Raw genomic sequence first — 10,962 nt, 5'->3', positions numbered from 1 at the left:
CTGAAAATACGAAAATGGCGATATTGCGTAAAACGCCTTTTGCGCACGGAACGCGGCCGTCGGATGACGGTATGCCCGCTGCGCAGGTGAAGAAAATGTTTTATACGGCCTTGGTAGACGAGGATAATTCGCTGCTGTCCGAAATGGAGCGTATGCGCGTGGAGGCGAATCACGATATAGACGCCAAGTTTGACAAAGAAATGGTGTGCGACCGCGTGGAAGAGAATATCGACCGCACACACGTTCCCTCGACCTTGGGGTTGACGAGATACGTCGACCGAGTGGGCAACGTGCTGAGGCTCTATTTTAGCAACCTATCGGTGGCGTCCGCCGATTGGGCGGCGCTGGCGACTGTGGTGGGGACGTATGGATATAAAGCGTTCATCCCTTTGACGGGGGTGACGGAGCGCATGATACCCGAATTGTGCTTCGCCCCCGACGACGCGGTAAAACCGCAACTGGCGACGTTTTGTCGCTGTGTGGCGGGCGGCGTGGAAATCTATGCGACAGAAGCAATAGAGGAGATCGTGACTGTGGAAAATCTCGTGTGCTCGGTGCCCACCTATTACACTGTGCTGATACGGGCGATAGGAGCGAACGTGACGGTGCGGGACGCTACGGGCAAAACGTATGCGGATGGCGATTTTGTGACCGTGGGTGCGACCTTGCATATCTCGGTGGTAGCGCAAAGTGGGTATACGTTGTCCGCTTTTGCGGTCAACGGCACGGCGTACGCCGCCTCGGCTACCGCAACGGTGGAATCGGTTGACGGCACGGTGCGGGTGGTCGCGGAGGCGACGGAGGTGGTCGAATGATAGGCAAAACCAACGTAAACGAGAGGAATACCGCCTATCGCACGGGCGAATTGGAAGTGCATACGGTGGATCCGCACGTTTACTCTCCGAGCGACTATGGGCTGGACTACTTCGACCGTGTGAACGTGACCTCGGAAAGTACGAATCCCATTATCGAAATGTGCAACGGACATTCCTTTGATTTTACGCCGGAGACGGTGGGTGAAGGGAGAATAACGGACGTGTTGGACTATTTGTTCTATCGAAACAGTATGCTGCGAAACGTCATTATCACGTCGTCGTTTACGCGCATAGGTACGTATGCGTTCGGCATGTCGGGTATGCGAACCTTGTACGTGGACGGGCGTAATATAACTTCGCTGGGCCAAAGCGCCTTTACCGGCAACAAACAGTTGACGACCGCATATTGCAATTTGCCCAGGCAGTCTGATACGTTGAGCCTTTTCCAAAACTCTACAAATCTGACGCAGATGGAATTGAGCGGTATTGTAAAAATGGGCGAATACTTTTTGTTTGGCGCACCAAAATTGCCCTATTTGGAAATACCGTCTACGACAGCGCAGATAAATGATTATGCGTTTGACTTGAATCGGACGGATATGTCGGTCGAAGTCGACTTTCATATGGTCTTTTTGCGCCACGCCGAGCCGAACGGTTCGGGTGGATATGAGGTGGCGCCGACGACGCTTAGGCCATATATGATCTCGAATCGCACCGTAGCCAAACTGAATATGCACGTCCCTTTGGATAGTTTGTTGGCCTATCGCGTGCAAGTAATCACCGCGCCTGCATCTGGGCTCAGGCAATATATGGACAGAGTGTTTGCCTATCGGGATTGCGCCGTGGGCGATACGCTTCCCGCAAGTCTTACGCAAACCGCTTCGGGGTATGAGGGTACGTATACCTTGACTTGGTACAAGGATTACGCGCATACGGTGCGCGCGTCCGCCACGGTCAGCGAGGCGGGCCGATACTACGCCACGCTTTCGAACGTGAGCGAAACGGCAATATAGGAGGGATAGATGAAGAAAATCGTATGGTTGACAGTATTGGCGGCGCTCGTGGTGAGCGCCGCTTTGGCGCCGATGGCCGTGGCCTCGGCGGAGACGGCGGAAACGGAAAAGGCAGTGGATAACGCCCTACGTATGGAGGAAAACGAGACCTTCGCCGACTATTTCGTGCGGGTGTGGCTGGATAAGACGGCGCAATACGCCTGCGTGCTGTTGGGCGCGGCGTCGGCCGTGGCCGTGACCGTTGCGAAAGTGAAAAAAGCGCACAAGGCGTTGACCGAAGACAGCGAAAGTATGCGCGAAAGCCAAAAGGAATTGGCGCGGACGCAGGCGGAATTGGCGGAAACGAGAGCGGTCTTTACCGAGGCGGCGGCCGATTTGGCCGAGGCTTTGGACAAGGTGCTGGCGGCGGAGGAGACCTTGCGCGAAACGTACGGCGAGGCGTACGGCAAGTTGGACGATATCGCGCGGGCCGTGACCGTGGGGTTTTGCAACGACAAGGACCTTATAAAAAGCGGATACGCGAAAGAAATCGCGCGCATATTGGGGGTGAACGATGAAAACGGAGAATCGTAACATGCGGCTTATCGGCGGCTATGTGCTGTACGCTATTTTGGCGTTCGCCCCCGTGGCGGTGGCGGTGGGGCTGGATTGGCAAGTATATACGGCCTCGGCGGCAAGGTGCTGTTCGTTGTCCGTGTTTGGCGCGGTGGCCGCTACGCTCGTGGCGTTGCAGGCTATGGGGCATACGCCCAAAAAGGTGAAACGCGTGGTGTGGTATGCCCTCGCCGCCGCTTCGCTGTGGCTGTTGCGGCCGTTGGTGGACAGTTTGGCTCTCTTGGTGACGTGTATGGCGGTGGGGGAGGGTTTGGCGACGCTCGTCGCCGCCCCGCTCATCGCGAAATGCAAGCAGAACAGAGAAAAAGACCTGATGACCGAGGCGGTCAAAGAGGCGATAGAGGGGGCGAGCGGTAGAGTATGAACGAAAAAATGCGCAACGAACTGCGCTCGAACGTCTTTTTCATCGTGGTGGGGCTCATCGCGTTGGTCTATATGTCCCGAAGTTTCGTCACCGTCGTGGAGACGGGAAAGAGCGTGTGGGAGATATTGGCGGACGGCGCTTTGGGCGCCGCGTTCGGCTTTTTGATAAGCAAATTGTTGAGTTTGCAGGGATTGGAGAAAGGCGAAAAGCAGGAAAGCGTGCAGTCTACCGTCAGACTGCACCAACAAGCGGTGGAAGCCGTGGTGCCCGTGATCGACCGACTCGACCGCTGGTGCGAGATGAAAAACGAGGAAAACCTCAAGGTCGGCAAGAGCCGCATTTTGGCGAGGCAGGGGATTCGATACGAAGAATATTGTAGGGGTATCTTTACGATAGTGGTAGACGGAAACCTCGTGCAAACGACCGTGAAAGGCCTGCCGTGGCGGAAGAAACAAGCGGTGCGCAAAGCGGATAGGCTGCGATTGACGCCGTTGACGGCGGGCGCGTTGACCGCGGACGGCAGTAAGCCCAACGACGTGTACGACTTCGGCCCCGACAAACACGCCTACGAAAGGCGGCGCGACCTCGGACAGATATTGTCCAAGGTAGGGTGCGGCCTTTTGTTCGGCTATTTCGGCGTGCGGATGCTGAACGAGTTCAGTTGGGAAAACCTCATTTGGACGGCGTTGCAGACGGCGGCTTTGCTGGCCATGGGCGCGACGGCGTACCTACGGGCCTATTTCTTCGTGGTCGATTACGACCGCCATCGCATTATCCGCAAGATCGACAACTTGCAAAAATTCAAAATATGGAGTGAGACGTATGAGAAAGAATCAAGCCAAATGGATGAAGTGGTACCTCGAGAAAACGGGGAAAGAATGGACGGATGACGGCGACGCGTCCCTCGCGGATTTGGAGGGCGCGGATAGGGAAACGGGCCGCATATTGTACGAGCGGTATTTGCGCGAGAAAAAGGACAGCGAGAAACTATCCTACGACGCCCGAACGGCGAAGGAGACCGCCGTGCACAAAAAACGGGAAATCGAATTGGCGAAAGACGCCGTTTTGCGGGCGAGGAAAGAAACCGCCGTGGCCAAGGGGCTGGCGGGCACGCAGTACGCGGACGAACTGGCGGAAGACGTGGAGGAGAGCGCCCGTAGAGCCAAGAAGAAGGCGGACGAGCGCACGCTGAAGACGAAGGAAAAACTGCTGACGGCCTACGGAAAGAAGCGGAACGAAGAGGACGAAGAAGCCGAGGAAAAACTACGGTCGGTGCAAAGCGCGTACGACAAATTGTGGCGCGAAAACCTGAACGCATTGAAGTCCGACTTGAGCGGACGCGACGAATACAGGAGTCCGTTCGACAAGACCGCGTATAGCGAGGAAGGCGTGGCCGAAATGAAGAAAAGTATCGAAAAACGCAAGACGTCGTTGGGTGATCGCTACCAAAGCGCCCTCGATTGGGTGGAATCTTTGCCCGTGTATCGCGGCGATACGACGGGCAAGATCGTGTCGGTCGGCGGCAAAGATACCGTGGTGAGCGCGAAGGATTGGCAATACCTCGACGCGGTGGCCTATCGAAAGGGCGCCGGCGCGAAAGTGACGAAGTTGGACGTGTTTTCGGTGACGTACGGCGGGGACACCTATATCGTCAAAGCCGATACGCAAGCGGACGCCGCGACCGAGCGAATGCTGACGGCGTTGGCCACGGCAAAAAAAGTGGACGTAAAAGTGGGTACCGTATTGTACTACGGCGGCAAGTTGTTCGTGAGCAACGGCGCGGGGCGCTGGCTGAACGTCGTCAATACCGACGTGGTGGCGACGAATAAGAGCCTGAAGTTGCTGCTCGGCAAAATCCAAACGGACATGAAAGAGTAGGAGGATAAAGAATGAGAAAAAAGAAACCGAATCTTAGCCTGTTGGCACAAGGCATAAACGGCATCGCCGAGATGTTCGTGGAATTGAGCGCCCGATTGGATAGGATGGAAAGCGAGTTGGCCGCGCTGCGGGCGCAGAACGCCGCAGCGTGCGCGAACGGCGCCGAGACGGAGGCCGAGAAGTTGATGCGTGAATACTGCTACGGGAGAGGTGACGAGGATGAATGAGGAACAAGTGACCGAATTGTGGCGAATGTATCGAAACGGCAGTGCCTATCAGCAATCGCTCGGCCTCGTGCAGACCGTGAAAACCAACGTCGCCTTCTACGAGGGCGATCAATGGGCGCCCGCGACCAAGGCTACCGCCAACCTGCCTCGCCCCGTGGTAAATATGGTCAAGTTCGTGTGCCGCAACAAGCGGGCGAGACTGACTTTGACGCCCATCAAATTGGTGTATCACTGCGAAAAAGCGCCCGAATTGGGGGATAGATTCACTAAGTTCGCCGCCTATCTCGACCAAGAGATGCGTATGCGCGAATTGGACAGCAAAGTCATCAAGGACGCCTTGATCAAGGGAAGCTATTGTTACCATTTGTATTGGGACGCCCACCCCCTTTTCGGTAACGAAGAGGGGAAATTGTGCTGTGAGGTGCTCGACCCTATGCACGTCTATTTCGCCAACCCAAACGAGCAGGACGAGCAGAAACAGGAGTGGATATTGATCGCTTCGCGCGTGCCGCTCGCTGCGGTGAAGCGCATGGCGGACGCGGGCGTGGACAAGACGCTTTTGGCGGCGGACGGCGCCGAGTGGGGCGAAAGCGAGCAAAAGGACAGCGACCTCGTGACCGTGCTGACGCGCTATTTCCGTCAAGAGGAGCAGGTGTACTGCGAACGGGCGACCAAATACACCATGCTGACGGCGGCGCGACCGCTGTCACCCTCGGTAGGCGGCAAAGACGTGGGTGCGTTGGGAAGCGTGCGGGCGAGCCTTTATCCCGTGGTGTTCGGCAGTTACGAGGAAAGGGAAAACAGTATCTACGGGCTGAGCGAAGCGGAGAGCATCGTGCCCAACCAGCGTATCATCAATCAAATATTGGGATTGGAAGCGTTGGCCATTCAAAACAGCGCCTGGGGTAAGTATATCGTCACCAAAGACGCGCTCAAAGGGCAACGCATCTCCAACGAGCCGGGCGAGGTGCTGGTGGATTACTCGGCGACGGGCAACGGCATTCGCAAGCTCGAACACACGTCCTTGTCCTCTTTGCCCGTGCATTATGTGGACAGCCTGACCAACCTGACGAGAAGCGTGTCGGGAAGCAGCGAAATTATGACGGGCGAGCAACTGAGCAACCTGTCGGGTACGGCCATCGCCCAACTGCAATCGCAGGCCAACAAGCCCATCGAAGAGATGCGCGAGCGTTTCTGGCGGGCGAAAGAGCGGCTGGGTATGGTGGTGGTGCAATGCTGCAAACTCTACTACGACCGCAAAGTGTGGCGGGACGAGGACGGCGCGGAAAACGTCTTTGACGCGGACGAATACCTCGACTACCCGATGTCGGTGACCGTGGAGGCTTGCGTGGGTACGGGCGCGACCGCGGCGGCGGATATCAACCTCTTGGAGACCTTGTTCGCCAAGGGCGCCATCGACGCGTACACCTTTGTGAAGGCGTACCCCAACGAGGCGTTGTGCGACAAGGAAGGGATATTGGCGCTTTTGGAGAAGAGCGGTGTCGAATCAAGTGAATAAGAAAAAAAGTTTTTCGGGGTGCGGGAGACCGCACCCTTTTTTGTTATAAGTGTTCGACAGTTGTTCAAAGCACAACGACTATGCGTAAGAATACGCATAGTATTGCGTCCCCAAAACAAAAAAAGAGTGGCCTAAGCCACTCAATTTTTTGGCAGGGGAGACGCGACTCGAACACGCAACCGACGGTTTTGGAGACCGTTGCTCTACCATTGAGCCACTCCCCTGTGCACATTTGATTATAGGCGAAAGGAAAGGAATAGTCAAGGAATAATCGCAAATAATTTGTAAAAATGTGCGCACGCTATCCGAAAGCCAAAATAGAGTATTGAACTTTTGTGGATTTATGGTATAATGGTATTATCAATGCTAAATGGAGAGATAGTGGTATGAAATGTCCTGCTTGCGCGATACGGAATACGTTGGAAAGAGAGAAAAGCGTCACGCGGTTGTATCGAAAAGAGCCTTTTGACAACGGGTTGATGAAAACGCCGCCGATGGGGTGGAACAGTTGGAATTATTTTAAGCAGGATATCAACGAGAAAATGCTCCTCGAAATGGCTAAAGCCATCAAGGAAAGCGGCCTGTGGGACGCGGGATATACCTATTTGAATCTCGACGACTATTGGGAGGCCGACTGCCGCGACAAATTGGGCAGATTGGACGCGGATATGGTGCGCTTTCCCTTGGGCATGAAGCACTTCGTGGACGAGTGCAACGCCTTGGGGTTCAAGGTGGGCATATACAGTTCCAACGGCGTGCAGACGTGTCAGAGCCTGCCCGCGAGCCTCGGGCACGAGTACAGCGACGCGCGGCAATTCGCCAAGTGGGGCATCGAATACCTCAAATACGACTACTGCTATCATCGCGTTTACACGACGAAAGCGCCCTTCGTCTTCGGCGTATCCGTGTGCAAAAAGGGCACGGCGGACGAGGTGATGATAGACGCCGACAAGGCGGCCCTCACGGGCAGGGCGAAATGCGTGTACGGCTCGTGCAACTATAACCTCGGCTCGTTGACAGGCGTGGGCAAAAAAGCGCACTACGTCAAGGGCTTGGACGGCAACAAGGGCGAGGCCGTGTTCCTCTACCGCGCCAAAGAGGCGGGGGAGTACGTGGTGTCCGTCCATCCGCGGTTTCGCTACCGCGTGACGGGTATGCTGCATCGCGTGATGGCCGCCGTGGTGGTCAACGAGGGCGAACCCGTCATCATCGAATCGCCCAAAATGCACCGTCCGTGCGCGGAGGCGCCCTTCCGCTTCGTGGCGCGGCTCAAAGCGGGGGACAATACCATCAAGGTCTTTAATCCCATCGGTACCCGTGCGGATAGCGCTATACTCAACTATGCGTGTATGAGCAACGCCCTGCGGGACGCGGCGGAAGAAACGGGCGCGAAGAAGATCGCCTTCTCTGTGTGCGAGTGGGGGCGCAATCGCCCTTGGGAGTGGGGCGACAAGGTGGCCAACCTGTGGCGCACCACGGGCGATATACTGTGGTTTTGGTGGCGCATACGCCAGATTTACGACAAAAACGTGCGGTTGTACTCCTACGCGTCGCCGGGGCATTGGAACGACCCCGATATGCTGGAGGTGGGCAACGGCAAGTTGACCTTGGAGGAAAACAAGGCGCATTTCACCCTGTGGTGCATGATGGCGGCGCCCCTACTGCTGGGCAACGACATCGTGAATATGAAGCTCGAGCACTTGGCGATTTTGAAGAACGAAGACCTCATCGCGGTGGATCAGGACGCGCTCGGCAAACAATGCAAGCGCATCGTGAAAGGCGGGGTAGACGTGCTGGTGAAGCCCCTCGCGGACGGCGGAATCGCGGTATGTGCGTTCAACAAGAGTAAGCGGGCGCGGAAATATACCGTTGCGCTCGAAGCGTTGAAAAAAGAGGAATACGTCAAGGCTTGCGCGGCGGACCGCTACGACGCGAAAGACCTGTGGACGGGGGAAACGCGAACGGGCGTGAGCAATCTGTCGGTAAACCTCGCGCCGCACGGGGTGAGCGTGTGGAAGATATGCGCCAAGGCTCGGTGAAATCCGCGTTGATACGCGGGTGAAATCTTTCCTATGGCAAGGAGAAATCCGTGCGTTCGCACGGGAGAAATCCGACATACGTCGGGATGTGGTAGGGATTGATGCGTGAATCGGCCTGTGGTCGTGGATTGCCCCCGTAGTTCTTGGTGGGCGCAAGTGCAATGATATGCCGCTATGCGGTGCGATATGGTTGGTAGAGCCGACTGTGAGATACCCCGACGGGGAAAAGGTAGGACGAAATGATGAAAGAAGTGACGATTTATACGGACGGAGCGTGCTCGGGCAATCCCGGGAAGGGCGGCTGGTGCGCCATCCTCAACTATAAAGGCGTGGAAAAAGTGCTGTCGGGCGGCGAACGCGAAACCACCAACAACCGTATGGAGTTGACCGCGGTCATACGGGGGCTTGCGGCCCTCAAAGAGCCGTGCAAAGTGTCGGTGTACAGCGATAGCGCCTACGTCGTCAACGCCGTGGCAAACGATTGGCTGTCCGATTGGAAGCGTCGTAATTGGCACACCGCCTCGAGGTCGGAGGTCAAGAACGTGGAGTTGTGGGAAGAGTTGACGTCGCTACTCGCGGTGCATACCGTGAAACTCATCAAGGTGAAAGGCCATGCCGACAACGAGTTGAATAACCGCTGCGACGCGTTGGCGCGGGCGGCTATCGACCGATTGGAAGATTAAGAACGAGGAATGCGGGCATACTTCTCATGGGAGGTGCTCGATGAAAGATAAGTATTGGGATCTGTTCCGCAAAACGGGCTTGCCCGAAGCGTACCTATTGTATCGAAATCATGACGACCGAACTGAAAACGACGGGAATAGTGCTCCGCTCGACGGAGGTGGGGGAGAGTGACAAACTGGTCACTTTGCTGACGCCCGAATACGGCAAGTTGACCGTGCGCGCCAAGGGCTGCAGAAGCGCCAAAAGCAAACTGCGCTTCGCCACCTTGCCTATGTGCACGGGGGAGTATCTCCTGACCAAGTCCAAGGCGGGCTATATCGTCACGGGGTGCGATTGCATAGACGCCTTTCCCACGGTGGAAAACGACCTCGCCAAGTTTTACGTGGCGGCGGTGCTGCTGGACGGCGCGGACAAGTTGTCGGGGGAGAACGTGGCCGACGCGACCTTGTTTTTGACCTTGCTGAATACCCTCAAAAAGTGCGCGTATCACGAGGACGCCTTGTATACGGGCGCGTACTATCTCTTGGAATTGATGCGCCTCTCGGGGCACGCCATTCGGCTCTTCTGCCAATGCGGGGAGGCGGGCGACTATATCGACCTCGAGCAAGCGGCGTTTTGTTGCGAACAGCACAAGGGGGCGGCGTGTATGCCCCTGACCGCCTCGGCAAGGGAGAGCCTCGTGGCCCTCGCGGAAGGCAAAGAGGTGGGGCAGGCGGGCCTACGGGAATGCTACGTCATACTGGCGCGGTGTCTCTACTACGCCGTAGGCGTCAAGTTGATGAGCGTGCAGGAACTGTGCAAACAATGGAACGTGATAAGCGGCTGAGGACGCCCGAAGTGCGGGAGAAATCCGTATGCGGTGCATACGGGAGGAATCTAAGGCCTTACTGTGAGAAAAATCCGTGCCTAAACGTTTAAGCGCGGAAGAAAGCCGACGTTTGTCGGGATGCGGACGCGCCGAAGAGATGGCCGGTAGGCGCGCTTCGTGATAGCCGTATAGAGAAACGATGATATCTGGTTAGTCGTGTGTGTCGGGGCGTTTGGCGCGAATGGCGGCGGCTAATGCATAGTAGAGGTTGGATTGGGCTTGGTCGCCAAGGGCGGCGTAGAGACTACCGAGGTTGTAGCAGGTCATCGCGACGCGGCCCTCGTACGCGGCAGGATTCTCATCTGCGAGACGGAGGTAGATATCCAACGCTTCGAGGCAGAGTTTCTCAGCCTCTTGCGGTCTGCCGTTTTTGGCGTAGAGATTACCGAGATTGTTGCAGGTATTGGCGACACGGCCCTCGTACGCGGCAGGGTTCTCGTCTGCGAGACGGCGGCGGATATCCAACGCTTCGAGGTAGAGTTTCTCAGCCTCTTGCGGTCTGCCGTTGTTTTTGTAGAGAATACCGAGATTGTAGCAGGTACCGGCGACATCGGCCTCAAAGGCGGCAGGTTTCTCGTCTGCGAGACGGCGGCGGATATCCAATGCTTCGAGGTAGAGTTTCTCAGCCTCTTGCGGTCTGCCGTTTTTGGCGTAGAGACTACCGAGATCGTTGCAGGTACCGGCGACATCGGCCTCAAAGGCGGCGGAGTTGTCCCTGGCGAGACGGCGGCGGATATCCAACGCTTCGAGGTAGAGTTTCTCAGCCTCTTGCGGTCTGCCGTTTTTGTAGAGATTACCGAGATTGTTGCAGGTCATAGCGACATCGGCCTCGAATGCTGCGGGGTTCTCCTTGGCGAGACGGCGGCGGATATCCAACGCTTCGAGGTAAAGTTTCTCAGCCTCTTGCGGTCTGCCGTTTTTGTAGAGATTACCGAGATTG

Annotated in this window: 12 protein-coding genes and 1 tRNA gene; 11 read left to right on the top strand and 2 right to left on the bottom strand. The window is 56.4% G+C overall.

Going from position 1 to position 10,962, the window contains the following annotated elements:
- The first annotated feature begins 14 nt into the window (after positions 1 to 14).
- The 8 genes from II896_04195 to II896_04160 are packed head-to-tail and all read left to right on the top strand — an operon-like array spanning position 15 to position 6,431.
- Positions 15 to 815, top strand: coding sequence for a hypothetical protein (locus tag II896_04195; GenBank protein MBQ4443845.1), 801 nt, complete (start codon positions 15 to 17; stop codon positions 813 to 815).
- Positions 812 to 1,828 carry a leucine-rich repeat protein gene (locus tag II896_04190; GenBank protein ID MBQ4443844.1) on the top strand — a complete coding sequence of 339 codons (1,017 nt, stop codon included), beginning with the start codon at positions 812 to 814 and terminating at the stop codon, positions 1,826 to 1,828. The genes II896_04195 and II896_04190 overlap by 4 nt, the downstream gene beginning before the upstream one ends.
- A 9-nt stretch (positions 1,829 to 1,837) precedes the next feature.
- On the top strand, positions 1,838 to 2,401 hold the full coding sequence (locus tag II896_04185; GenBank protein MBQ4443843.1) for a hypothetical protein: 564 nt from the start codon (positions 1,838 to 1,840) through the stop codon (positions 2,399 to 2,401).
- Complete coding sequence (locus tag II896_04180) at positions 2,382 to 2,807, top strand: hypothetical protein (protein ID MBQ4443842.1); 426 nt, start codon at positions 2,382 to 2,384, stop codon at positions 2,805 to 2,807. Before II896_04185 ends, II896_04180 begins: the two co-directional genes overlap by 20 nt.
- A complete protein-coding gene (locus II896_04175; protein ID MBQ4443841.1) occupies positions 2,804 to 3,697 on the top strand; it encodes a hypothetical protein in 894 nt (297 codons plus the stop codon). Before II896_04180 ends, II896_04175 begins: the two co-directional genes overlap by 4 nt.
- On the top strand, positions 3,630 to 4,685 hold the full coding sequence (locus II896_04170) for a hypothetical protein (GenBank protein ID MBQ4443840.1): 1,056 nt from the start codon (positions 3,630 to 3,632) through the stop codon (positions 4,683 to 4,685). The genes II896_04175 and II896_04170 overlap by 68 nt, the downstream gene beginning before the upstream one ends.
- 11 nt (positions 4,686 to 4,696) lie before the next feature.
- Positions 4,697 to 4,912, top strand: a complete 216-nt coding sequence (locus tag II896_04165; GenBank protein MBQ4443839.1) for a hypothetical protein — start codon at positions 4,697 to 4,699, stop codon at positions 4,910 to 4,912.
- Positions 4,905 to 6,431, top strand: a complete 1,527-nt coding sequence (locus II896_04160; GenBank protein MBQ4443838.1) for a hypothetical protein — start codon at positions 4,905 to 4,907, stop codon at positions 6,429 to 6,431. The genes II896_04165 and II896_04160 overlap by 8 nt, the downstream gene beginning before the upstream one ends.
- A 149-nt stretch (positions 6,432 to 6,580) precedes the next feature.
- On the opposite strand, the gene II896_04155 is transcribed toward II896_04160, so the two are convergent.
- Positions 6,581 to 6,655, bottom strand: a tRNA-Trp gene (locus II896_04155).
- Between the two features lie 162 nt (positions 6,656 to 6,817).
- Between II896_04155 and II896_04150 the strand changes: the two genes are divergently transcribed.
- From II896_04150 to recO, 3 genes are all read left to right on the top strand, one after another.
- Complete coding sequence (locus II896_04150) at positions 6,818 to 8,470, top strand: alpha-galactosidase (protein MBQ4443837.1); 1,653 nt, start codon at positions 6,818 to 6,820, stop codon at positions 8,468 to 8,470.
- 242 nt (positions 8,471 to 8,712) lie between these two features.
- Entirely contained in the window at positions 8,713 to 9,153 is a 441-nt protein-coding gene (gene rnhA / locus II896_04145; GenBank protein ID MBQ4443836.1) for a ribonuclease HI, read from the top strand.
- A gap of 110 nt (positions 9,154 to 9,263) precedes the next feature.
- Entirely contained in the window at positions 9,264 to 9,980 is a 717-nt protein-coding gene (gene recO, locus II896_04140; protein MBQ4443835.1) for a DNA repair protein RecO, read from the top strand.
- Between the two features lie 192 nt (positions 9,981 to 10,172).
- Here the strand turns inward: recO and II896_04135 are convergent.
- Positions 10,173 to 10,962: tetratricopeptide repeat protein (locus II896_04135; protein MBQ4443834.1), on the bottom strand; the 790-nt coding region annotated here is incomplete at its 5' end.

This window comes from Clostridia bacterium (assembly GCA_017394805.1).
Lineage (GTDB): Bacteria > Bacillota > Clostridia > Christensenellales > CAG-1252 > RUG14300.
This window is presented reverse-complemented; position numbering and strand designations above follow the sequence as displayed.